This is a genomic window from Streptomyces sp. NPDC060031 (assembly GCF_042736805.1).
Lineage (GTDB): Bacteria > Actinomycetota > Actinomycetes > Streptomycetales > Streptomycetaceae > Streptomyces.
In genome coordinates this window covers 19,426-43,308 of record NZ_JBHWVM010000028.1, presented here as the reverse complement: position 1 = coordinate 43,308, position 23,883 = coordinate 19,426, and the positions used below count along the sequence as shown (strand labels likewise).

Below are 23,883 nucleotides of genomic sequence, written 5' to 3'. Positions count from 1 at the left end.
CCTCATCGATGGTTCCTCGGGGCCGGTACGGCCGCGGCCGCGCCGCGGACCATGGCCCGGGGGCCGGCCAGTTCGCGGGCCAGGTGCAGGAGGTCGGGGCTGGTGGGGCCGGGCACCGTCCAGATCACGGCGCCCGAGGGCTCGGGCGGGGCGACGGCGGCGAACTGTGCGCGGACGGCGGCCTCGGCGGCCGCACCGTCGGGCAGGTGGAGGGTTTCGTAGCGCACCGGCGCGGTGTGCACCTCCCGTACCTCGATCCGGCCGTCCGCCTCGATCAGCAGCTCCGCGAAACCGCGGCCGCCCGGCTCGTCGGGGCCGCGGCCGTGGGTGTTGCCCGCGTACGCGGCGCTCAGGCCGGCGGCGGGGGCCAGCCGGTGGTGCACGTGGCCCAGGGCCCAGTGGTCGTACCCGGCCGCCTCCAGCGTGCGCACGGTGGTCGGCGCGCAGGTCCGGCGGCTCCAGGCACCGTGCAGGCTGGTGTGCAGGAGACCTATGTTCACGGTCCCGGGGATGCGGCGGGGATAGCCGGCCGCGAGGTCGCGCCTCTCGTCGCCGTCCCCCACCGACTGGCCGTGGACCGTGATCCCGAGGTCCGGCCAGAACACCGACTCGGGGGCGTCCGCCGCCAGCCAGCGGGCCGAGGGCGGCAGCAGCAGCTTGGCCGGCAGCGGGGTCTCGGCGTCGTGGTTGCCCGAGACGACCACGGTCGCCAGCCCCGCCTCGTGGAAGGCGCCGAGGGTTTCCTGGAAGGCGGCCAGCGCGCGGATGTCCGAGTGGCTCCGGTCGAAGACGTCCCCGGCGACGAGCACCGCGTCGTAGCCGCCCGCGGTGATCCGGTCGGCTGCCGCGCGCAGCGCTTCGTACGGGGCCGCGCGCGGGTCTATCTCCGGGGCGCCCGGGTAGTCCTCCAGCCCGTGGAGGAGGGAGCCGATGTGCAGGTCGGCCAGGTGGGCCACGCGTATGCGGCTGCCCGGGGACGCCGTCACCGGTGCCCGCCCGCGCGCATCCGGTGGTGGGTGAGGATGAGGTCGGTCTTGAAGGCGTCCTGCTCCAGCAGCCAGCCCTCCGCCCGCAGCTTGCCCATCAGCAGGGCGCGGAGCTCCAGGACCTCGGGGAAGGTGCCCGCCTTGGCGGTGATCTCCGCGAACCAGGTCCGTTCACCGTCGGGCCCGGTGCGCAGCCGGCTCACCTGCAGCTCGACGGGGTGGTCCAGGATCCGGCCCGGGTGGTTGGTCTGTCGCACGGGGCCGTGGATGAGGGAGCCGGCCGCCGCGGCCTGGGCCCGCTGCCACAGCCCGTCGGGCAGCCGGTCCAGGGCAAGGGCGCGGGAGGCCTCGGGGCCGGGGAGTTCGCCGGGCGCGAGGTACGGGGCGGGGGCGCGCCGTTTGGCGGAGAAGTCGAGGGTGGCGCGCGCGTGGCTGAGATTGACCCTGGCGGCGCGGAAGCAGCCGTCCGCGCCGAAGCCGTCGCGGCCCGCCCGTTCGAGCGCCCGCGCCAGGGCGGCCGGGTCGGTGCCGTCACCGTCGATGCCGAAGCGCGCCTTGTAGGCGAGGCGGACCCGGCCCTCGTCGTCGTGGCGCCGCATGCGGAGGATCCAGCCCTGGCCGCTGAGGCTCCGCTCGGCGTCGTCCAGGTACTGGGCGACCTCGAAGCTGCCGGGCGCGCCGAGGCGGAGCGCGACGACGGCCCGCTCGAGCGGCGTCCCGCCGGCGTCCAGTACGCGGCACGGGTCGATCAGGAGCTTGACCTGGTACGCCCCGTGGCTGATCCGGCGAAGCAGGGCGTCCTCCATGGGTGGTCGAGCGGGCGTCGTCGTCCGGACGCACGGACTACGAACCTACCCCGGGACCGCGGCCACGCCACCCGGATGGCCCTCAACTCCGGGGGCACCGGCGCCTTACATTAAACGGGTTATCCGGACATCCCTCGCATGTCGTCGTCCCGTACGTCAGGAGCCGGCGCAGTGGAGCTGACCAGTACGTCGTTCCTCGTCACGCTGATCGTCGTCACCGTGCTCGCCATGCTCGCCGCGCTGCTGCTGTGGAACCGGATCCCCGGACCGGGCTGGCTGCGCTGGACCGCGCGGCTGGCGATGATCGGGCTGTGCCAGCTGACCGCCATCTGCGTGGTGGCCACCTGGATCAACGGGAGTTACGGGCTGTACTCCTCGTGGGACGACCTGCTCGGCACCCCCACCGGCGAGAACGCGTCCACGATGACGGGGCCGCCGATGGGCCGGGCCAGGTTCACCCGGAGCGACGACGGCATGCGGACCACGTACTTCCGCGGTTCCCATTCGAAGCTCGCGGGGCAGGTCGTCGTGTGGACTCCCCCGGAGTACGACGCGCCGGGCGCGGAGAAGACCCGTTTCCCCGTACTGATGCTGCTGCACGGCTACCCGGGCTCGCCGCGGACCTGGATCGACCTCGGGAACATGCCGGGCGCGCTGGACCGACTGGTGCAGGTGGGTGCGGCGCTCCCGTTCATCGTGGTGATCCCCGAGCTCTACCCGGGCGGGGTGAACACCGACTGCACCAACACGCCGCAGCGCAAGCTGGCCGACTGGCTGGCCGAGGACGTGCCGGACCTGGTCACCAGGAACTTCCGCACCCTCCCCGAGCCCAGGGGCTGGGCGCTGATGGGCGTATCGACGGGGGCCTTCTGTGCGGCCAAACTGCCGCTGCAGTACCCGGGTGCCTTCCGGGCGGGCGTGGCCCTGGACCCGGATCCCCTGACCGGGGATCCGGGCGTACTGGCCGACCCGGTCCTGCGCGAGCACAACAGCCCGATGTGGCTGGTCCGCCGCGCGAAGAAGGCGGACGTCGGACTGTTCCTGGCCACGTCCGCGCAGGACAAGGACAGTCCGCCGCAGCAGTTGGACGCCTTCGTCAAGGCCGCGGCGGGGACCGGCGTACGGGTGAAGACCCTGGTACGGCCCGAGGGCGGCCACAACTTCCAGACCTGGAGCGGGATGTACCCGGACGCCCTGGGCTGGCTGAGTACGGAGATCTCGCCGCCGAGCCCCGGCGGGGGCGGAGGCGGGGGCGGCGGAGGCGGAGGCGCCCCCTAGTTCGTCACCTCGTCATGTCCCCAGCCGGACCGGCAGGGCCTCGACGCTGTTGCCGATGAAGCTCCGCTGGCGCGGGAGTTCGCTCTCCGCCACGGCCAGGTCGAGGTCCGGGAAGCGGGTGAAGAGCCGCTCCAGGGCGACGGTGGCCTCCAAGCGAGCGAGCGGGGCGCCGACGCAGTAGTGCGCGCCGTGGCCGAAGGAGAGGCTGCGGGCCGCGGTGGGGCGGGTCAGGTCGAAGCGGTCGGCGTCCGGGCCGTGGAAGGCCTCGTCCCGGCCGGCGGCGGTGTATCCGGCGAGGACCGGGGTGCCCTGCGGGATCACGGTCCCGTCCACGGTCAGGTCGCGGGTGGGGTAGCGGAAGGGGAACCAGCTGACCGGGCCGTCCCAGCGCAGGGTCTCGTCGACCACGTCCGACCAGGTGGCCTTCCCCTCCTGGACGAGGGCCAGCTGGTCCCGGTGGGTGCACAGGGCGCGCACGGCGTTGCTGATCAGGTTGAGGGTGGTCTCGTGCCCGGCCACGAGCATCAGCCGCATGGTGCCGATGAGTTCGGCCTCGCTGAGCCGGTCGCCGTCGCCCTCGCGCGCGGCGATCAGCGCACTGGTCAGGTCGTCGCCGGGGTCCGCCCGCCGGGCGGCGGCGATCGTGCCCATCAGCTCGACGAGCTCCCGTACGGCGGCCATGGCCTCGGCCGGGGTGGTGTCGGTGGCGATGATCACGGTGTTGGACAGGTGGTGCAGCCGGCCCCGGTGCTCGGTGTCCACGCCGAGCAGCTCGCAGATCACGCTCAGCGGGAGGGGGAGCGCGAAGTGCGTGCGCAGGTCCGCGACGCCGTCGGGGGCCTCGGCCGCGGCCCGGGCCAGGTCGTCCAGCAGCCCGGCGGCCAGCTCCTCGACGCGCGGGCGCAGCCGCTCCACCCGGCGGACGGTGAAGGCGTTGCCGACGAGGGTGCGCAGGCGCCGGTGGTCGGCGTCGTCGGCGGTGTGCATGCCCTGGGCGTTGGCGAAGACCCGCAGCGGCCAGTCCCGGGGGATGGTGCCGTCGTGCAGGGCGGGGAAGTGCCGGGCGTCCTTGGCCACATCGGGGAGGGCGAGGAACTCCTTGAGCGCATCGTGCCCCAGGACGACCGCGGCGGGCACAGCGCCGGGGAGTACGACCTCGGCGACGGGGCCCTGGGCCCGCAGCCGGGCGTTGAGGGCGTGCGGGCAGCCGCCGGTGGGGTCTATGACATGCGCGGGTGCGTGATCGGACGACAAGCCGGCTCTCCTGACCATGTGGACGTGCTCCGGCCAACAGTGCGGCCTGGAGGACGGGTTGTTCAAGTGCGCCCCGCCGCCGTCTCGAAACCGGGTCGCAGCGGTCAGAACCAGTTGAGGGTGAGGGGGAAGGTGGTGGTGGAGGTGGTTGTGGTGGTGTCGGTCGCGGTGGCGGTGATCTGGATGGTGCCGGTGGCCCAGGGTTTGCCGGTGATGCGGCCGGTGGTGGTGTCGAGGGTGAGGCCGAAGGGGAGGGCGGTGGTGGTGTAGTGGACGGGGGGTTTGCCTCCGGTGGTGGTGAGCTGGACGGTGCAGGTCTGGTTGAACTTGCAGTTCTGGGGGCCGGGGTTGGCGAGCTTGAGGTCACCGGGAGTCGGGGTGGGCGTGGGTGTGGGCGTCGGGGTGGGTGTCGGGGTCGGCGTCGTACCGCATCCCGGTGTGGCCTCCGGCGGCAGCGGGACCCGCCAGATCTGGGTGTCGTTCTCCGAGCCGACCAGCAGGTTCGCGCAGTCGGCGTACGTCACCGTCTCGCCCTGGGACTGCGCGGGCAGGGCGACGTCGGCGAGCTTGGTCCCGGAAGCGCTGTACACAGAGGCCGTGTTGGCGCCGAACGGCCCGCCGCTGCGCAGGGCGTACGAGGCACCCGACGGCGAGAACGCGCCGTCGGTGGCGAAGACCGGCCCCGGCCGGACCGCGGTGAGGGTGCCCGGCTGTCCGGCGACCGGAGGCAGCGGGGCCTTGTACAACTGGCCTGCCGCGCCGATCAGTTTGCTCGCCAGGTAGATCTGTCCCGTGACGGGATCGGCGAGCAGGGACTCGGCGTCGTGCTTTCCGTCGGCGTAGGTGAAGCGGTACGAGTCCGGCGTGACGGTGGCGTTGGCGAGCTGGTCGGGCTCGGGGAAGCTGTGCACGGTGATCTCCGCGCGGTTGCCGAAGTTGTCCCCGATGTCGCCGACCAGGATCACCGGGGCACCGGCCTCGTCCTTGCCGAGCGCGAGGCCCTCCCAGTCGGTGTTGCCGACGCCGGAGAGGGTGAAGGTGGACTTGAGCTGTCCGTTCGCGCCGTTGCAGTCGATGGCGAAGACCTGGTTGGTGTTGCCGCTGTCATTGACGGCGTAGAAGACGCCGGGGTGTTTGCGGCTCATGGCGATGCCGCTCAGTTCGGCCAGTCCGCCCGGAAGGGTGCACTTCTTCTCGGGCGCCAGGGCGCTCGCGGCGGTGGGTGGGGACCCGGCCGGGGAGGCGGTGGCGCTGGCCATCCAGGCGAGCGCCGGCAGCAGGGTGGCGAGGGCCGCGGTCGCGAGGGCGGCGGCCCGTGGGGCTGTGAAGTGTCGGGACATGCACACAATGTGATGGGCCATCAGTCGATGGCGCCAGGAGCAACACGCCGCCGTTCGAGCATCGTTCAATGCCGTGCGGGCATGACTGCCGGGGCGCAAGGGCGATTCCCGGACAACCGTGCCGGCGCCCACCGGCGCCCGGTCAGCGTGCCGGTTCCCGTACGGGGGCGTTGTGCCGCGCGTGCGCGATGAAGGCGCGCGCCGCGCGGCTCAGCGACCGCCGCGCGTGCGCGATCCCCACCGGGCGCAGCAGCGGCGGGGTGAAGGAGCGGATTTCCGCGCGGCTGCCGAAGGCCCTGGTCACCACGTCCCGGTACCAGATCAGGGAACCGCGGCCGTCCGTCACGCCCGTCACCCAGGCGAGCCGCTCGTCCACCTCCAGGGTGGGTACGGGGCGCACGCCCAGGCAGCTGAACATGGCCTCCATCTCGGTGCGCCGGCCGGTCCCGGGGCAGGGCAGCACCATGGGCAGTCCGTCGAGCATCCGGAACGGCACCGGGTCGGGGAGCCGCGAGCCGATCGGCGAGATCAGCACCACCTCGCGCTCCTGGATGTGGTGGGTGGAGAGCCCGCTGTCCACGGGCAGGTCGACGAGCGCCAACTCGGCTCTGCCTTCGGTCAGTTCCCGGACCAGGACCTCCCGGCTGTCGTGCTGCTGGAGCCGCACGTCGACGCCGGGGTGGCGTTCGGTGAAGCCCGGAACCAGGTCGGCGGCCAGGTCGAGGGCCAGGGTGGGGGTGGTGGCGAGGGTGAGGACGTCCCGGGCGCCCCCGCCGTGCGGGGTCCCGATGTCGTCGATCGCCTCCACCGCGTTGAGGACGGTGCGGGCCAGCCGGACGACCCGGGCCCCTTCCGGCGTGAGGTCCACCCCCCTTCCCCGGCGGGCGAGGAGTTCGACACCGAGGTCGCGTTCCATGGCCTGGACGGCCCGGGAGAGGGCGGACTGGGCGACGAAGACCGAGGCGGCCGCACCGGTGATGGAACGGCAGTCCGCGACGGCGACGAGGTAGCGAAGCTGCGCGAGCGTGGGGGTCATGACCGGACGGTAACGGCGCCATGCTGTACCTGTAAGGGCCGTCGGGTGAACAAATGTCCGGTCCACCAAAGGCTTTCATACCCGGTGGGCGACAAGGCATACCGGTGCGGCATGTCCCCGGGCCGGTCCGGAGTACGCCGCCCCGCGCGCCGGCGCCCCCATCCGGGCGGGGAACGGCGCAGGCCACCGGCTCGGCCGGGGCCGGCCACCGGGCCACCCGGGGTGCGTCCGCAGTGCGCCGCGCGTGCCGCGGATCCGAAGCATCGTACTCCGCATGCCCGTTGACAGTGCACGGCGGTCCCCGCACGATGCAACCCGACATCGGGGAATTTGACCACTGCTCAAGCGCGCCGCACTCCTGGCGGGTCGCCCGTTTGTCCCGTCCTTCGTAGCTCGGCCCCGGTATCCCCCCGGGGGCGCACCACCGCGTCCGGTTCTGCGAAATGTGACACAGCACTCGATGAGGAGCGCCCGTGACCCCCCAGCCCGAGCCGTCCCCGAAGTCAGGGGCATCCCCGCAGACCGCCGCCACCCGCGATCTCGTCGTCGCGCTCACACCCTTCGGGGAACCCAACCCCAGGATCACGGCCGCCGCCGAGCGGGCCGGGGCGCTGGGGCTGCTGGACCTCGGGCGGGACCCCGACGCCGCACGCGCGGCCTTCGCGGAGCTGGGCCGTCGGCTCGGCGGCGGCCCCGGCGGCGGCCGCCGGAGGTACGGGGTGCGGGTGCCCGTCGGGTGCCCGCTGGAGCCCGGCGAGCTGCCGCCGGAGGTGGACACGGTGCTGCTCGCCGACCCGGCGGACCACACCCCGCAGCGGATGGCCGGCTGGGCCGCGGGCGGGCTGCGCCGGGCGTGGGCGGAGACGGTGAGCCCGGCCGAGGCACGGACAGCGGTGGCCGCCGGGGCGGTGGCGGTCGTCGCCAAGGGCCACGAGGCGGCGGGCCGCGTCGGGTCGGCCACCACCTTCGTGCTGCTCCAGCAACTGCTGGCCGGACCGGGGCTCGGAGTTCCCGTGCTCGCGTACGGAGGCATCGGACCGCACACGGCGGCCGCGGCCGTCGCGGGCGGAGCCGCCGGGGTCCTGCTCGACGTACAACTAGCCCTGACCAGCGAGGGGGTGGCGGAGCTGCCCGACGAAGTCTGCTCGGCCCTGCGGTCCATGGACGGGTCCGAGACCCGACTGGCCGACGGGCACCGCGTGTTCGCCCGACCCGACCTGCCGCACCCCGAAGGCCCGGCGGCCGCCCTGCTCGGGGCCCGGGACCTGCGCACGCAGCTGCTGCCCGTCGGGCAGGACGGGGCCTCGGCGGCCCGGCTCGCGGCGCACCACCGGACCACAGGAGGCGTCCTCCAGGCCGTACGGGCGGCGGTGAGGGGGCACTTGGAGGCGGCGGTACGGGCCCGGCCCCTGCTGCGGCCGCGACCCGTCGCACAGGGCCCGATGACCCGTGTGAGCGACCAGGCGGCCTTCGCCGAGGCGGTGGCCGCCGAAGGCGGGGTCCCGTACCTGGCCCTCGCGGTGATGGCGGGCCCGGACGCACGCCGGCTGCTCACCGAGACCGCCGAGCGGCTCGGGGACCGGCCGTGGGGCGTCGGCCTCCTCGGCTTCGCCCCGCCCGAGCTGCGCCGGGAGCAGCTGGCGGCCGTGGCCGAGGTGCGCCCCCCGTACGCGATCATCGCCGGCGGCACCCCCGCCCAGGCGACCCCCCTCGACGCGGCCGGGATCACGACCCATCTGCACGTGCCCTCACCGGGGCTGCTGGAGCGGTACCTCGCCGAGGGCGCCCGGCGGTTCGTCTTCGAGGGGCTGGAATGCGGCGGACACGTCGGACCGCGGGCCTCGTTCCCGCTCTGGGAGGAGCAGATCGAGCTGCTGCTCGGCTGCCCCGAACCGGCCGCGCTGGACGTGCTGTTCGCGGGCGGGATCCACGACGCCCGGTCCGCCGCGATGGCGGTGGCGGCCGCGGCCCCGCTGGCCGGGCGGGGAGCGCGGACCGGGGTGCTGATGGGGACCGCGTACCTGTTCACCGAGGAGGCCGTGGCGGCGGGCGCCGTGCTGCCGGTCTTCCAGCGAGCGGCGGTGGAGTGCGCGCACACCGTGCTGCTGCACACCGCGCCGGGCCACGCCACGCGCTGCGCGGCCACCCCGTACACCGAGACCTTCGAGACGGCCCGGCGGCGGCTCACGCGGGACGGGACCGAGGCGCGCGCGGTGTGGGAGGAGCTGGAGCGGCTCAACCTGGGGCGGCTGCGGATCGCGAGCAAGGGCCTGCGCCGGGCACGGCCCACCGGCGCGGCGCCGGCGGACGCCCCCGGCTTGGAGGCCGTTGGCGAGGAACAGCAGTATGCGGAAGGGCTGTTCATGCTCGGGCAGGCCGCGACGCTCCGCAGCGAGGTCACGACGATCGCCGCGCTGCACCACGAGGTCACCGAGGGTGCCACCGCGGTGCTGGAGCGGCGGTCCCGGGACTTCGCCGACGCCGCACGGGCGGACGCGGCCGAGCCGCTCGACGTCGCCATCGTCGGGATGGCCTGCGCCTACCCCGGAGCGCCCGACCTCGCCGCCTACTGGGCGGCGGTCCTGGCCGGCAAGGACGCGGTGACCGAGGTCCCGGCCGAACGCTGGGACCCGGCGCTCTACTACGACGCCGACCCGGCGCGGGCCGGCGAGCGCACCCCGTCCCGCTGGGGCGGCTTCCTGGACCCGGTCCCCTTCGACGCCCTCGCGCACGGCATCCCGCCGGCCTCCCTGGCCGGGATCGAGCCGGTGCAGCTGCTGGCGCTGGAGATCTCGGCGCGGGCCCTCGCGGACGCCGGGTACGGCAAGGAGCGCGCCTTCGACCGCTCGCGGACCTCGGTGGTGTTCGGCGCGGAGGCCGGCACCGAGCTGGCGGGCGCGTACGGGCTGCGCGCGCTGCACCCCGCCTACCTGGGCGAGCTGCCGCCGGAACTGGACGGCCAACTGCCGCGGCTCACCGAGGACTCCTTCCCCGGGGTCCTGGCCAATGTGATCGCGGGCCGGGTCGCCAACCGCCTCGATCTCGGCGGCGCGAACTGCACGGTCGACGCGGCCTGCGCCTCCTCGCTCGCGGCACTGGACCTGGCCTGCCGCCAATTGCGCGACGGGGACAGCGACATGGTGCTGTGCGGGGGCGCGGACGTGCACAACGGCATCAACGACTACCTGATGTTCGCCTCCGTACGGGCCCTGTCGCCGACCGGCCGCTGCCGGCCCTTCGACGCGGCCGCCGACGGGATCGCGCTCGGCGAGGGCGTCGGCGCGCTGGTGCTCAAGCGCCTCGCGGACGCGGAGCGGGACGGAGACCGGGTCTACGCGGTGGTCAAGGCGGTCGGGGCCGCCAGCGACGGCCGCTCCCTCGGCCTGACCGCGCCCCGCCCGGAGGGCCAGCGGCGGGCACTGGAGCGGGCCTACGCCCGGGCCGGTATCGCGCCGGGCGAGGTGGGCCTGGTGGAGGCGCACGGCACCGGCACGGTGGTCGGGGACAGCACCGAACTGGCCGTACTGAACGACCTGTTCACCTCCGCAGGGGCCGCGCCCGGATCGTGCGCGCTGGGCTCGGTGAAATCGCAGCTCGGGCACACCAAGTGCGCGGCCGGGCTGGCCGGGCTGATCAAGGCGGCCCGGGCGGTACACGCGGGCGTACGGCCGCCGACCCTGCACATCACCGCGCCGAACCCGGCGTGGGACGCGGACCGGAGCCCCTTCTTCTTCGACACCGAGGCACGGCCGTGGGCGGCGCCGGTGGAGCGTCGGATCGCCGGCGTGAGCGCCTTCGGCTTCGGCGGCACCAACTACCACGCGGTGCTGGCCGGTTACTCCGGCGCGGCCGAGCCCGCGCACGGACACGAGGAGTGGCCCGCCGAGCTGTTCTGCTTCCGCGGCGAGGACCGGCGCGCGGCGGGCCGGGCGATGGCGCGGCTCGCGGCGCGGCTGGAGGAGAACGACGCGGCCGGGCGGCCGTGGGCGCTGCGCGATCTCGCGGCGGAGGTCTCCCGCGCCACCGGCGGGGTACGGGCGGACGGCAGCCGGGCCCCGGTACAGGTCGCGGTCGTCGCGGCCGACCTGGACGAGCTGGCGGGCCGGCTGGAGCGGGCCCGGGCGTTCGCGGCGGGCGCGGGGGTCCACGTACCGCAGGAGGGGGCGGATGCGGGCCGTGTGGCGTTCCTGTTCCCCGGGCAGGGCAGTCAACGCGTGGGGATGCTGGCGGAGTTGTACGCCGCGTTCCCGGCCCTGCGCGAGCAGCTCGACGACGCCCCGGATGCGGTGGTCTCGGCGGTGTTCCCCCCGGCGGCGTTCACCGCGCGGGCCCGGGCGGAGCAGCGGGCCGCGGTCACCGACACCCGGGTGGCGCAGCCCGCGCTCGGGCTGGCGGGGGTCGCGGCGTACCGGCTGCTCGCGGGGCTCGGCGTACGGCCGCACTGCGTGGCCGGGCACTCGTACGGGGAGCTGACCGCGCTGTGGGCGGCCGGGGTGTACGGCACGGCGGACCTGCTGCGGCTGAGCGGGCGCCGGGCCGAGGCGATCCTGGCGGCCGCCGGGGAGGACCCGGGCGCGATGGCGGCGGTGGCGGCCGCGCCCGAGGAGGTGCGCGAGCTCGCGGAGCGGGCCGGGTGCGTGGTGGCGAACCACAACGCACCGCGGCAGTGCGTGATCTCGGGACCCACGACGGCGGTCTCGGCGGCGGTGGACGCGCTGCGCGTGGCGGGACGGTCAGCGGAACTCCTGCCGGTGGCCTGTGCGTTCCACAGTCCGGTGGTGGCCGGCGCGGCCGTGGACCTGGCCGCCGAGCTGGCCGGTACCGCGCTGTCCGCCGCCACCGTCCCGGTCTGGTCGAACACCACGGCCGGTCCCTACCCTGCCGGGCCCGAGGCGGTACGGGACCTCGTGGCCCGGCAGGTGGCCTCGCCGGTCCGCTTCGTGGAACAGGTGGAGGCCATGTACGCGGCCGGGGTGCGGACCTTCGTGGAAGCCGGCCCCGGGCGGGTCCTGTCGGGGCTGGTGGGCCGCGTCCTCGGCGGGCGCCCGCACACGGTGGTCCCGCTGGACGTACCGGGCGAGCCGGGGCTGCGGCGGCTGGTGACGGCGCTGGCGGAACTCGCGGCGGCGGGCGTCCCGGTGGACCCCGAGCCGCTGTTCCGCGGCCGGTGCACCCCGCTCCCCGAGCGGGCTCCGCGGCGCCCGGGCTGGCTGGTGGACGGCCACCTGGTCCGCACCGCGGACGGCGCCCCGGTCGCCGGCGGCCTGCGTCCGGCCCGCCGCGTGCCCCCGGCGGCTGCGGCCCCGGCAGCGGACCGCCGCGAGGAGGCGCTGCTGGAGTACCTGCGCGGGACCCGGGAGCTGGTCGAGGCCCAACGGGACGTGCTGCTGGGTTACCTGGGCACGCCCGCGGGTGCCCGGAGCCCGGCCCTCGGGCCGGACTCGGCCGGCGGACTGGCAGCCGCGACGAGCACGGGCACCGGCACCGGCACCGGCACGGGCGCCGCCGGGGCCGGCCCGTGGCCCGCGGCCGGCAGTCCGGCTCCGGCCCGGCCCGACGAACCGCAGCCGGCGCGCTCCGGCGCGGCCGCCCGGTCTCCCGAGGAGGTCATGGAGGTGGTCCTGGAGATCGTGCACACCCGGACCGGTTACCCGCGGGACATGCTCGGCCCCGAGCTCGACCTGGAGGCGGACCTGTCCATCGACTCCATCAAGCGGGTCGAGATCATCGGCGCCCTCGCCGACCGCATCGGACTCCCCCAGGACCCCGGCGGCTCCGCCTCGACCGCGGTCGAGGAGCTGTCGCGGATCAAGACCCTGCGCGGGATCGTCGGCTGGATCACCTCCCACACCACGGAGTCGGAGCCGGAGCCGGTGTCGGAGCAGGCTCCTGCCTCGGCACCGGGCCCGACGGCCGGGAAGCCGGCTGCGATGACCCCGGCACCGGAACCGGTCCCGGTCGCCCGGCTGCGGGTGGACACGGTGCCCGTCGAGGCCGCCGCCGGCCACCCGGACGTGCTGGGCGGCCTGCGGATCGCAGTGGTCGAGGACGGGCAGGGCCTGGCCGCCGCCCTGGCCGCGGCCCTGCGGGAGCGCGGGGCCGAGGTGCGCCTGCTGGCGGCGGCGGAGCCCGGAGACCACGGGCTCGTCGACCTCTCCGCGCTGCGCACCGGGCCGGCCGCCGCCGAACCCGTACTGCCCGGGGCGTTCTCCGGGCTCCAGCGCGCCCTCACCGGCGGGGTGGGCCGCCTGCTGCTCGTCACCGGGCCCGGCAGCGCCGGGGCCGGTCTGCACGGCTTCGCCCGCAGCGCGGCCATCGAGTTCCCCGGCACACTGGTCCGCGCCGTGGCCGTCCACCCCAAGGAGGCCCCCGAGCAGGTCGCCGCACAGCTCCTCGCCGAGCTCGCCGGGACGGCCGACGGGCCCGCCTCCGTCGGGTACACCGCCGAGGGGGTACGGGTCTGCCGCCGCGCGGTACCCGCTCCCCTGTCCGCCGCGGACGCGTCCACCACGGACCCGGCTGCCGCGGCTGCGCTCCTGGAGCCCGGCTCCGTGGTGCTGCTCACGGGCGGCGCCCGCGGGATCACCGCCCGCGGCGCCCTCGCGCTGGCCCGCGCCACCGGCTGCCACGTCGAGCTGATCGGGCGCACGCCCGAACCACCCGCCGAGGCCGATGAGTTCGGGCAGGCGCACGACCGGGTCGCCCTGCGCGCCGCCCTGATCGGGGCGGGCCTGCGCACCCCCGCCGAGATCGAGGCCGCGGCTTCGCGGATCCTCGCCGAGCGCGAGGTACGGGCCAACCTGGCCGCCCTCGCCGAGGTGGCGGCCTCCGTCCGCTACCACTGCGCGGACGTCACCGACGAGCAGGCCGTACGGGCCGTGGTGGCCGGCGTACGGGCCCGGCACGGCCGGCTGGACGGCATCGTGCACGGGGCCGGCACCCTGCGCGACGGGCTGCTGTGCGACAAGCAACCGGCGGCGTTCGCCGAGGTGTTCACCACCAAGGTGGCCGGCGCCCGGCACCTCGCGGCCGCGGCCGCCGAGCACGGCGCCTGCCCCGCACCCCGGTTCCTCGTGCTGTTCGGCAGTGTCGCCGGCGTGTACGGCAACCGCGGCCAGACGGACTACGCCGCCGCCAACGACGCCCTCGACACGCTCGCCCTGGCCTGGTCCGAAACCTTCCCCGGCCGGGTGCTCTGCGTCGACTGGGGCCCGTGGGCCGCCGAGGCGGGCGGGATGGTCACCCCCGAGCTGGAGCGGGCGTACGCGCAGCGCGGTATCCCGCTCATCACCCCCGAGGCGGGCACCGCCGCGTTCCTCGCCGAGCTCGCGCACGGGGCCGACGTACAGGTGGTCCTGATGGCGCAGGAGGGCCGCGGCGATGAGTGAGCGACGGCAGCGGGCGCGCGGGCCCCGGCCGACCGACGCGGCGATCGTCGGGATGGGGGCGGTGTTCCCCGGGGCCGGCGACCTGGCGGCGTACCGCCGCAACCTGCTCGCCGGTACGGACTGCATCGGCGAGGTGCCGCCCGGGCGTTGGGATCCGGAGGTGTACTACGACCCGGCCGCCGCCACGGGCTCGCCGGCCGGTGACCGGTTCTACTGCCGGCGCGGCGGCTTCGTCGACGGCCTGGCCGCCTTCGACCCGACCCGGTTCGGGATCATGCCGGCCGCCGTGGAGGGCGCCGAACCGGACCAGATGCTCGCCCTGCACGCGACCGCCGAGGCCATCGCCGACGCGGGCGGCGAGGACCGGCTGCCGGCCGACCGCTCCCGGATCGGGGTGGTGCTGGGGCGCGGCGGGTTCATGGGGGTGGCCACGGCCCGGCTCGACCAACGGGTGCGTACCGCACACCAGTTGGCGCAGACCTTGCGCGAACTGGCCCCCGAGCTGGGCGAGCACCGGATCGCGGCGGTGCGCTCGGCCTTCCAGGAAGCGCTGGGGCCCGAACGCCCCGACGCCTCGATCGGCCTGGTGCCGAGCTTCACGGCCGCGCGGACGGCGAACCGGCTGGACTTCCGCGGCCCCGCCTACACCCTCGACGCGGCGTGCGCCTCCTCGCTGCTGGCCGTGGACCAGGCGGTGGGGCTGCTGGCCGGCGGGCGCTGTGACGTGGTGGTGGCGGGGGCGGTGCACCACTGCCACATCGCCACGCTGTGGAGCGTGTTCACGCAGCTGCGGGCACTGAGCCCGAGCGAGCGGATCCGGCCCTTCGACCGGCGGGCCGACGGCACGCTGCTGTCGGAGGGCACCGGGGTGGTGCTGCTGAAGCGGCTCGCGGACGCGCAGCGCGACGGCGACCGGATCTACGCCGTCGTCCGCGGCACCGGTGTGGCGGGAGACGGACGGGCCGCAAGCCTGATGAGCCCCCTGGTCGCGGGCCAGGTGCGGGCTCTGGAGCGGGCCTGGCGGGAGGCCGGCCTGGACCCCCGGGCGGCCGGGGCGCTGGGGCTCCTGGAGGCGCACGGCACCGGCACGCCGGTGGGCGACGCGGCCGAACTCGACACGCTGGCACAGGTGTTCGGGCCGCCGGACGGCTCCGGGCAGGGGGTCGGCTTCGGCTCCGTGAAGTCGATGCTCGGACACACCATGCAGGCCTCCGGCATGGCCGGGCTCATCAAGGCCGTGCTCGCGGTGCACGAGGGGATCCTGCCGCCGACGCTGCACCTGGAGGAACCGCACCCGGACCTGGCGCGGACCCGGATGCGGCCGGTGACGTCGGCCGAGCCGTGGGAGCGCGGCCCCGAGCCGCGCCGGGCGGGGGTGAACGCGTTCGGGTTCGGCGGGATCAACGCGCACGTGGTGCTGGAGGAGGCGCCGGGGTCCGCGTCACGCCCCGCCCCGGCGGCCCCCGCCCCGGCCCCGGCCCGGGTGCGGCGGTTCCTGCCCCTGGCGGATGCCCCGCCGGTCGACGCGGCCGCGCGGGACGACGTACTCCTGCTGGCGGCGCACGGCCCGGCGGAGTTGGCGGCGCTGCTCGCGGACGGGGTGTCCGCCGGGCAGGGTCCGTGCCGGCTCGCGGTGGTCGGGCCGACTCCGCAGCGGCTGGCACTGGCCGCGAAGGTGGTGGCGCGGGGCCGGTCCTGGCGCGGGCGCGGGGACGTGTGGTTCACGCCGGAGCCGCTGGGCGGGCGGGTCGCGTTCCTCTTCCCAGGCCTGGAACCGGAGTTCACGCCGGTGCTCGACGACGTGGCGGACCGGCTCGGCCTGGACCGGCCGCGGCTGAGCCGGGGCGGCGAGCTGATGGAACGTGCCCTGGACGCCATCGCGACGGGCCGGTTCTTCGCGCGGGTCCTGCCGGAGCTGGGCATCGAGGCCGATGTGCTGGCGGGTCACAGCCTGGGCGAGTGGGCGGCGATGGTCGCGGGCGGGATGTACCCGCCGGACGCCGCCGGCGCGTTCCTCGCCTCGCTGCGGCCGGGATCGCTGAAGGTCCCGGACCTGGTGTACGCGGCGCTCGGCTGCGGGGCGCGGCGGGCCGAGGCCGCGGTGCACGGGGTCGACGGGGTGGTGGTCAGCCATGACAACTGCCCCCACCAGTCGGTGGTCTGCGGTGACCCCGCCGGGGTGTCCGAGGTCCTGGAGCGGCTGCGCGCGGACGGGGTGCTGGGCCAGGAGCTCCCGTTCCGCTCGGGTTTCCACACACCGATGTGGGAGCCGTACCTGGGGCAGGTCCGGGCCGCCTTCGCCCGACTGCCGATGCGGCCGCCCGCCCTCCCGGTGTGGTCGGCGACGACGTGCGCGCCCTTCCCGTCCGCCCCTGCGGAGGTGCGGGAGTTGGTGGAGCGCCACCTCCTGGAGCCCGTGCGCTTCCGGGAGTTGACGCTGCGGATGTACGAGGAGGAGGGCGTGCGGAGCTTCGTGACGCTCGGCCCGGGCAGTCTGCCGGGCTTCGTCGAGGACACCCTGCGCGAGCGCCCCCACCTTTCGGTGCCGACCGCCTCCCCGCGCCTGCCGGGCCTGGCGGCCCTCCGCCGCACCTGCGCGGCCCTGTGGACCGAGGGTCACGCACCCGACTGGTCCCGCCTGGCACCGCCCGCGGCCACCCCGGCCGCCGAGACCGCCCCGCCCGGCGCACGCCCCGCGCTGAGCGGCGTCCGGCCGGGGCGGACCGTGCCGCTGGACCTCGGCTCGCCGCTGGTGCGGCTCGGCGAGGCCGCGCGGGCCGCGCTCGGCGACCTGGTGCCGACGCCCCCGCCCGCGCCGGCGGTGTCCGGCCGGCCGGTGCTGCTGTCCGCCCTGGACACGGTCCTCGCCGACACCCGCTCGGCCGCCCGGCACGTCACCGAGGCCTGGTCGGCCGTGTACCCGCCGGCTCCGGCGGGGCCGGGCCCCGTGCCGTCGGCCGGGGCTGCGGCGGGTCCGGGCTCCGGCGGTTCGGGAGGGGCCACGGGGAAACACATCCTGCGGCTCTCGCTCGGCACGCTCCCCTACGTCCGCGACCACTGCGTCTACCTCCAGCCCGACGGCTGGCCCGAGGACTCCGACCGTTTCCCGGTCGTGCCGATGACCACCATGCTGGAGCTCGCCGCCGAGGCCGCCCTGCGCGCCGCCCCGCCCGGCGCGGCCGTCGTGGGCTACGACGACGTACGGGCCCTGCGCTGGCTCCCCGTCGAGCCCGCCGTCGACATCGAGGTCGCCACCCGCCCCGACGGCCCCGGCCGGATCCGCGTCGCCCTGGGCGCGTACGCCACCGTCGTCGTCCTGCTCGGCGAGCGCTACGGCCGGCCCCCCGCCCCGGACACCACACCGATCCGGGATCCGCGCCCGGCTCCCGTGAGCGCCGCGGGGCTCTACCGCGACCGGTGGATGTTCCACGGCCCCCGCTTCGCCGGGGTCCACGAGGTCAGGGCCGTAGGCGACGACGGCATCCGCGGGGTCCTGCGGGCGCTGCCCGACCCCGGTGCGCTGCTGGACGCCGCCGGGCAGCTCTTCGGGCACTGGATGCAGCTCCGGCTTCCCGTCGACCGGCTCGTGTTCCCCGCCACCGTCGACCGGATCCGCTTCTACGGGCCCCCGCCCGCCCCGCACTCCCTGGTCGAGGCGACCGCCCGGATCCGCGAGGTCCGCGACGTCACCGTACGGGGCGACCTCGACCTGCTGGACCCCGCCGGGCGGCTCTGGGCCCGGATCGACGGATGGGCGTACCGCCGCTTCGGCGCCGACGAGCGGGTCTGGCCGATGAAGTTCACCCCGGAGGTGTGCGGGATCGGCGAACCGCAGGCCGCCGGCTGGTGCCTGGCCCGGCGCCGGTGGACCGACCCCGCCTCGCAGGAACTGGTGATGCGCCGCTACCTCGGCGCCGCCGAACGCACGGTGTACGAGGCGCTGTCCCCCCGCGCGCGGGCGCCCTGGCTGCTGGGCCGGATCGCGGCCAAGGACGCGGTGCGCCACCTGCTGTGGGACGGCGGATCGGGGCCCGTGTTCCCGGCCGAGGTGCCGGTCGGCAACGACGCGGCCGGGCGGCCGCTCGCCGAGGGCCCGCTCGCCCGCGGGCTGCGGCTGTCCATCGCCCACAAGGACCGGCTCGCCGTCGCGCTCGCCCACCGCACCCACCCGGTCGGCATCGACGTGGAGACGGTGACGGGTGACCCCGACGCGCTGATCCGGATCGCCCTCACCGCGCACGAACTGCGCCTCGCCGAGGCCCTGGCGGACCGCGGGGGTACGGATCTTCCGGCCGCCCTCACCATGCTCTGGTGCGCCAAGGAGGCCGCCGCCAAGTCGCAGGGCGCCGGCCTCGGTGGCCGCCCGCGCGACTGGACGGTCACCGACGACCCGGGCTCCGGCGGTCTTCGGGTGCTGTCCCCGGGCGGTCACCCGCATCCCGTGCGCACCACCGTGGTGCCCGACGGCCACGTCATCGCCTGGACTTCCCTGCCGGCTTCGCCCGCCCCCGTCCCCTTCCCCCTCACGGAGACCCGCCATGGCCACTGACATCCTCGCCGAGATCACCGGCATGCTCGTGGAGATCGTCGGCGACGAGTTCCTCCTCTCGGAGGAGGTCACGATGAAGACCACCTTCAACGAGGATCTCGCCCTGGAGAGCATCGAGTTCGTCGCTCTCGCCGAGTTGCTGCACCACCGCTACGGCGCCGGTGTGGACCTGATGGGCTTCCTCTCCGAGAAGGACATGGACGGCATCCTCGCGATGTCGGTCGGCGAGCTCGTCACGCACATCGGCCGGATCACCCACGCCTCCCTGACCCGCGCCGCGAACCCGGCAGCTCCCCCGGCCGGGACCACCGCCCCGGCCCCGACGACCGCCCTGGCCGGCTGAGCCCGCCATGGCCTTCGTCTCCGCGGGCTCGCTCCGCTTCCACGTCCAGCAACTGCCGTCGACGGCCGGCCCCGACGGGTCCGCCGACCGGCCCGTGGTCGTGTTCCTGCACGGGCTGGTCGTCGACAACCTCTCCTCCTTCTACTGCCCCCTGGCGCTGCCGGTGGCCCGCGCCGGGCACGAGGTCGTCCTGTACGACCTGCGCGGCCACGGCCGCACCGAGCGCCCGGCCACCGGTTACGACAGCCGCACCGCCGTACGGGACCTCCTCGCGGTCCTCGGCGCCATCGGCCTGGGCGGCCGCAGGCTGCACCTGGTCGGCAACAGCTACGGCGGCACGCTCGCCCTGCACGCGGCCCTGGACCGTCCCGACCTCGTGGCCGGACTGACCCTCCTCGAACCACCGCTCAGCGGGGCCTGGGTGGAGAACATGGTCGACACCCTGTCGGCCGCAGCCCTCAGCCTGGAGGACAGCCCGGTCCCCGCCGAGCTGCTCACCCTGCGCCTGCGCAAGGCCGCCCACCTCACGGCCATCGCCGACGCGCTCCTCAATCGCACCACCCTCATCGACGACATCGCGGCCAGCCGTACCTTCACCCCGTCCGACTACGCCCGGCTCCGCTGCCCCGTACTGATCGTCTGCGGTGAGCACTCCGAACTAGTGCCGGGGGCACGCGAGTTGGCCAGGCATGCCGCACAGGTCGCCACGCTCGACATCCTGCCGGGTCTGGGCCACGACGTACTGAAGGAGAGCAGCGGGGTACTACGGGCAGCCGTGCTCGCCCACCTCGACGCCACGGCCGCGCCGGCAGCGCCCGTCAGGGCCGGGACCCGGGTGGGAGCGCTGGTCCCATGAAGGTGCTGTTCGTGGTGCCGCCGCTGGCGGGGCACGTCAACCCGACGGTGGCCGTCGCGGCCGAACTGGCTTCCCGGGGCCACGAGATCGCCTGGACCGGACCGGCCGGACCGCTGGCCCGGCTGTTGCCCGCGCACGCCGGGATCCTGCCGGCCGGCGAGCGGGCCGGCGGCGGTTACGCCGACCTGCACACCCGGTGGCGGGACCTGCGCGGGGTCGGGGCCCTGCGGTTCCTGTGGGAGGAGGCGCTGATCCCGCTGGCCCGCGCGATGGTCCCCGGCGTGACGGAGGCGGCCCGCACCTTCGGGCCGGACCTGGTGGTCGCCGATCAGCAGGCGCTCGCGGGGCCGGTGGTCGCGCGGCGGCTCGGCATCCCCTGGGCCACCTCCGCCAGCACCTCGGCCGAGCTGACGCGGCCGTTCGCCGACTTCCCGAGGGTCGGCGAATGGGTGGCCGGCCAGATCGGCGGGCTCCTCGCCGAGTTCGGTGACGGCGCCGTCGCCGGATCCGCCGCTTCCGACTGGGATCCGCGGTTCTCCGAACGGCTGGTACTGGTCTTCTCCACCCCCGAACTCGTGGGCAGGGCCGAGGACTTCCCTCCCCACTACGCCTTCGTCGGCCCGGCCTTCGGCGCCCGGCCGGCCGGACCCGGTTTCCCCTGGCAGGCCCTGGATCCGGCCCGGCAACGGGTGCTGGTGTCCCTGGGGACCCTCAACCAGGAAGCCGGGTCCCGTTTCTACGGGGCGGTGCTCGCAGCCGCCGAACGGCTCGCCGACCGAGTGCAGTTGGTCTTGGTGGCGCCCGCCTCACTGATCGGATCCGCGCCCGGCAACGTCCTGCACCTGGAGCGCGTCCCGCAGCCGGCTCTGCTCCCGCACCTGGACGCGGTGGTCTGCCACGCCGGGCACAACACCGTCTGCGAGGCCCTCGCGCACGGGCTGCCGCTGGTGGTCGCCCCGATCCGGGACGACCAGCCGATCGTGGCCCGGCAGGTGGTGGAGGCGGGGGCCGGGGTCCGGGTGCGGTTCGGCCGGGCCCGGGCCGAGGAACTGCGCGACGCGCTCACGGCCGTGCTGGACGAGACCGGCCCCCGCCGGGCCGCCCGGCGGATCCAGGCCTCCTTCGCCGCGGCCGGCGGAGCCGCCGCCGCGCCCGACCGGTTGGAGAAGCTGATATGACACCACCCCCGCTCCCCGTGCTCCCCTCTCCCACCCCCCGCCCCCGGGTCCCGTGGGCCAGTGCCGCGATGCTCGTCGCCCTCGGGGCGGGCACCGTGCGGGCCCGCCGCCGGCTGCGGGCGATCCCGGTGCTGCCCGAACCCCCGGTCACGCCCGCCGGGGTGCCGCGGGCCGCCGGGTGGCGGCTGCTCGCGGCGCGCGGCGTCGAGGCCGACGGCGCGACCTTCCTGGCCGCCTGCGCGTACGCCGAGCGGGAGGGCCTGCGGGTGCTGGACCTGCTGCCGGCCGATCTGGCCGCCGAGCGGGCGCTGGGGCTGCTGCGGCTGGTGGATCCGGCGCGCTACCGGGAGGACCGGCTGGGCGAGGGGCGCGGCGCCGGATGTGCCGTGCTCGTCGCCGAGGAGGTGCTCGCGCGGGCCGGGTACGCCGCGGACGGGCCGCGCCCCGAGTCGCCCGAACTCCTCGCCCTGCTGCGGCGTTTGAAGGAGTACGCCGCCGACGCGACGGGGCTGGCCGTCGCCCCCGGGCTCAGTGCGGGCCCGCCTTCCGGGGAAGCCGGGCCGGCGCGCGTCGCCGAGCTGCGGGCCCAGGGCCTGCCCGCGGGGGCGCTGGCCGCGGCGCAGCTCGCCGGGCTGGCGTTGCTCGCGCATGCCGTCGTACGCCGACGCGGGTGGGGCGCCGCCGCGGCCGGGCTGTACTGGCTGCAGCCGTACCTGGCCCTGGGCGGGCCGGGGGCACGGCTGCGTCCCGCCGATCTGGCCCGGGCCACGGCGGCCCGGCCGGTGCGCTCCCTCGGCGCGGGCCTGCGTACGGCCGCCGCCGCGGCCCGTACCGGCGGCGGCACCGGCAGCGACGCGGATGACGCCGATTCGACGCGGGCCGCCGCCTACCGCGCCGAACTGGCCGACGGCACCGACCGGTTCCTCGAACCGCGCCGCCCGGACTGTCCTTGGTGCGGCTCCCGGCGACTCTCGGTCCAGGTCACGGTGCCGGACCTGCTCCAGGGCAAGCCGGGGCGGTTCACCCTGGAGCGCTGCGCGGACTGCGCGCACGTCTTCCAGAACCCCCGACTGACCCCGGAGGGACTGGAGTTCTACTACCGCGACTTCTACGACGGCCGCGGCGGCGAGGGCGCGGGCATCGTCTTCGGGCGGCTCGGCGCGGCGTACCGCGGGCGGGCCGAGATGCTCCGGCCCCACACCGGCTCCCTCGGCCCCGAGTCCTGGCTCGACGTCGGCACCGGGCACGGCCACTTCTGCAACGCGGCGCGCGCGGTGTGGCCGCGGACCCGCTTCGACGGCCTGGACATGGGCGCCGGGGTGCGCGAGGCGGAGCTGCGCGGCTGGGTGGAGACGGGGTTCCAGGGCCAGTTCCCGGAGTTCGCCGGGAAGCTCGCGGGCCAGTACGAGGTGGTGAGCATGTACCACTACCTGGAACACACCCGCGAGCCGCTCGCCGAACTGGACGCGGCCGCGGCGGTCCTGGCCCCCGGCGGCCTCCTGGCCATCGAGGTCCCCGACCCGCAGTCGCGGATGGCCAGGCTGCTGGGACCCGCCTGGCTGCCGTGGTTCCAGCCGCAGCACCAGCACCTGATCCCGGCCGCGAACCTGATCCGGGCGCTGGCCGACCGGGGGTTCACCCTCCTGTCCGAGCAGCACGGCCCGGCCCACCAGGGCAACGACTTCTTCGGCGCGGTGGCTCTGACGGCCTCCCGACTGGCCCCGGACCCGAACCGCCCCTGGGCTCCCCCGGCCACGCTCCGCACCCGCGCCCGGGCCACCGCCGTACGGACGACCGCGCTGCCACTGTTCGCCGCGGCGGCGCTGCTCGACACCTTCCGCACGGTGGCGGCCCGCCGCACGGACGGCGGCAACGCGTACCGGCTGCTGGCCCGCAAGGCCGACCGATGACGCCGGCCACCCGGCCGGATGCCCATCAGGCCACCCAGCCGGATGCCCGGCCGGATGCCCAGCCGGCGCCGGCCGACGCCGGTGGCGGGCTGGCTCGCCGGGCCACCGTCGATCCGCTGTTCCGGCTCGTCGCCTACGCGCTGGAGGCAGCGCACGGCCGGGCGCCGGGCGCCGTGTGGAGTGCCCCGTACGCCTTCCACCTCGGGTCGCCCGGGCTGGTCGCCGCCGCCGGGTGGCCCGTGGCGGCCGCCGCCGCCGCGCGCTGCGACGGGCTGGTGCGGCTCAGCTCCCTCGCCCACCCCGCCGACAGCTGTGATCTGCCGCTGACCCTGTCCGGGCCGGTTCCCGACGCCCCCGACTGGGCCGTGCGGCCGTACGCGCTGCTGCGGGCGCTGGCCCGCGCCGGGTACGGCCGCGGCGGCACCGACCTGCACGTGCAGGGCTCGCTCACTGCGGCCGCGGGGCTGGCCACGGCGGAGCCCGCCGACTGCGCGCTGGCGCTCGCGGTGGCGGACGTGCACACGCCGCCCGGCGAGGAGCCGGACCGCGCGCGCCTGGCCCGGCTGCTGGCCGGGGCACTGCCGGACGGGGACGAGGCCCTGCGCCGGGCCGTGCTCTTCGCCCGGCCGGGCACGGCGCTGCTGTCGGGCGGCGCCGGGCGCGCACCGCGGTACGTCGCCTTCGACCCGCCCGCCACGGGGGCGCGGCTGGTGCTGCTGGCGGTGCGCGGCGACCCCGGGGCCGAGGTGGCGCGGGCGGTGGCCTGCGCCCGCAGTGCCGGGGCGCTGAGTGCCTGGCCGCCGGGGCCGGGACCGGGGCGGAGCGTCCTCGTCCTGCTGCCCGGGGCACGCCTGGCGGCGGTGCGGGCCGCGGTCGCGGAGGAGTTCCGCGGCCGGGGGCAACCCGTGCCGCGCTTCCTGAACATCGCCGTGGCCGGTGCGGCCCGGCGGGAGGAATGA

General features: G+C 76.0%; 13 protein-coding genes. 8 read left to right on the top strand and 5 right to left on the bottom strand.

Annotated elements, in window-relative coordinates; genetic code table 11:
- Positions 1 to 2: 2 nt before the first annotated feature.
- Together ACFWB8_RS15420 and ACFWB8_RS15415 are read right to left on the bottom strand one after the other, a co-directional pair.
- A complete protein-coding gene (locus tag ACFWB8_RS15420; protein ID WP_385226150.1) occupies positions 3 to 986 on the bottom strand; it encodes an exonuclease SbcCD subunit D in 984 nt (327 codons plus the stop codon).
- Positions 983 to 1,792, bottom strand: a complete 810-nt coding sequence (locus ACFWB8_RS15415; protein ID WP_385226148.1) for a hypothetical protein — start codon at positions 1,790 to 1,792, stop codon at positions 983 to 985. Before ACFWB8_RS15415 ends, ACFWB8_RS15420 begins: the two co-directional genes overlap by 4 nt.
- A 171-nt stretch (positions 1,793 to 1,963) precedes the next feature.
- Between ACFWB8_RS15415 and ACFWB8_RS15410 the strand changes: the two genes are divergently transcribed.
- Positions 1,964 to 3,070: an alpha/beta hydrolase gene (locus ACFWB8_RS15410; RefSeq protein ID WP_385226146.1), complete on the top strand. Its 1,107-nt coding sequence runs from the start codon at positions 1,964 to 1,966 to the stop codon at positions 3,068 to 3,070.
- A 12-nt stretch (positions 3,071 to 3,082) separates the two neighbouring features.
- Here the strand turns inward: ACFWB8_RS15410 and ACFWB8_RS15405 are convergent, their stop codons facing one another.
- From ACFWB8_RS15405 to ACFWB8_RS15395, 3 genes are all read right to left on the bottom strand, one after another.
- Positions 3,083 to 4,342 (bottom strand): cytochrome P450, encoded by a 1,260-nt coding sequence (locus tag ACFWB8_RS15405; RefSeq protein ID WP_385226144.1) that lies wholly within the window; start codon positions 4,340 to 4,342, stop codon positions 3,083 to 3,085.
- An 86-nt stretch (positions 4,343 to 4,428) separates the two neighbouring features.
- Entirely contained in the window at positions 4,429 to 5,664 is a 1,236-nt protein-coding gene (locus tag ACFWB8_RS15400; protein ID WP_385226142.1) for a putative Ig domain-containing protein, read from the bottom strand.
- A 142-nt stretch (positions 5,665 to 5,806) separates the two neighbouring features.
- Positions 5,807 to 6,700, bottom strand: a complete 894-nt coding sequence (locus ACFWB8_RS15395) for a LysR family transcriptional regulator (protein WP_385226140.1) — start codon at positions 6,698 to 6,700, stop codon at positions 5,807 to 5,809.
- Positions 6,701 to 7,173: 473 nt separating this feature from the next.
- Here ACFWB8_RS15395 and ACFWB8_RS15390 point away from each other — a divergent pair, with 473 nt between their 5' ends.
- Genes ACFWB8_RS15390 through ACFWB8_RS15360 form a run of 7 tightly spaced genes read left to right on the top strand, consistent with a single transcriptional unit; the run spans position 7,174 to position 23,883 of the window.
- Positions 7,174 to 14,088 carry an SDR family NAD(P)-dependent oxidoreductase gene (locus ACFWB8_RS15390; RefSeq protein ID WP_385226138.1) on the top strand — a complete coding sequence of 2,305 codons (6,915 nt, stop codon included), beginning with the start codon at positions 7,174 to 7,176 and terminating at the stop codon, positions 14,086 to 14,088.
- Positions 14,081 to 18,637, top strand: a complete 4,557-nt coding sequence (locus ACFWB8_RS15385; RefSeq protein ID WP_385226136.1) for a beta-ketoacyl synthase N-terminal-like domain-containing protein — start codon at positions 14,081 to 14,083, stop codon at positions 18,635 to 18,637. Before ACFWB8_RS15390 ends, ACFWB8_RS15385 begins: the two co-directional genes overlap by 8 nt.
- Positions 18,627 to 18,980 (top strand): acyl carrier protein, encoded by a 354-nt coding sequence (locus ACFWB8_RS15380; protein ID WP_385226134.1) that lies wholly within the window; start codon positions 18,627 to 18,629, stop codon positions 18,978 to 18,980. Before ACFWB8_RS15385 ends, ACFWB8_RS15380 begins: the two co-directional genes overlap by 11 nt.
- A 7-nt stretch (positions 18,981 to 18,987) precedes the next feature.
- Positions 18,988 to 19,836, top strand: coding sequence for an alpha/beta fold hydrolase (locus ACFWB8_RS15375; protein WP_385226132.1), 849 nt, complete (start codon positions 18,988 to 18,990; stop codon positions 19,834 to 19,836).
- Positions 19,833 to 21,014: a glycosyltransferase gene (locus tag ACFWB8_RS15370; RefSeq protein WP_385226130.1), complete on the top strand. Its 1,182-nt coding sequence runs from the start codon at positions 19,833 to 19,835 to the stop codon at positions 21,012 to 21,014. Before ACFWB8_RS15375 ends, ACFWB8_RS15370 begins: the two co-directional genes overlap by 4 nt.
- The gene (locus tag ACFWB8_RS15365) at positions 21,011 to 22,924 is read left to right on the top strand and encodes a class I SAM-dependent methyltransferase (RefSeq protein WP_385226128.1); all 1,914 of its coding nucleotides are present in this window, start codon (positions 21,011 to 21,013) and stop codon (positions 22,922 to 22,924) included. Before ACFWB8_RS15370 ends, ACFWB8_RS15365 begins: the two co-directional genes overlap by 4 nt.
- A complete protein-coding gene (locus tag ACFWB8_RS15360) occupies positions 22,921 to 23,883 on the top strand; it encodes a galactokinase (RefSeq protein WP_385226127.1) in 963 nt (320 codons plus the stop codon). Before ACFWB8_RS15365 ends, ACFWB8_RS15360 begins: the two co-directional genes overlap by 4 nt.

Coding starts and splice junctions, on each gene's coding strand:
- ACFWB8_RS15360 (WP_385226127.1), top strand. CDS start 22,921: ATGACGCCGGCCACCCGGCCGGATGCCCATCAGGCCACCCAGCCGGAT.
- ACFWB8_RS15400 (WP_385226142.1), bottom strand. CDS start 5,664: ATGTCCCGACACTTCACAGCCCCACGGGCCGCCGCCCTCGCGACCGCG.
- ACFWB8_RS15415 (WP_385226148.1), bottom strand. CDS start 1,792: ATGGAGGACGCCCTGCTTCGCCGGATCAGCCACGGGGCGTACCAGGTC.
- ACFWB8_RS15385 (WP_385226136.1), top strand. CDS start 14,081: ATGAGTGAGCGACGGCAGCGGGCGCGCGGGCCCCGGCCGACCGACGCG.
- ACFWB8_RS15365 (WP_385226128.1), top strand. CDS start 21,011: ATGACACCACCCCCGCTCCCCGTGCTCCCCTCTCCCACCCCCCGCCCC.
- ACFWB8_RS15370 (WP_385226130.1), top strand. CDS start 19,833: ATGAAGGTGCTGTTCGTGGTGCCGCCGCTGGCGGGGCACGTCAACCCG.
- ACFWB8_RS15375 (WP_385226132.1), top strand. CDS start 18,988: ATGGCCTTCGTCTCCGCGGGCTCGCTCCGCTTCCACGTCCAGCAACTG.
- ACFWB8_RS15395 (WP_385226140.1), bottom strand. CDS start 6,700: ATGACCCCCACGCTCGCGCAGCTTCGCTACCTCGTCGCCGTCGCGGAC.
- ACFWB8_RS15380 (WP_385226134.1), top strand. CDS start 18,627: ATGGCCACTGACATCCTCGCCGAGATCACCGGCATGCTCGTGGAGATC.
- ACFWB8_RS15405 (WP_385226144.1), bottom strand. CDS start 4,342: ATGGTCAGGAGAGCCGGCTTGTCGTCCGATCACGCACCCGCGCATGTC.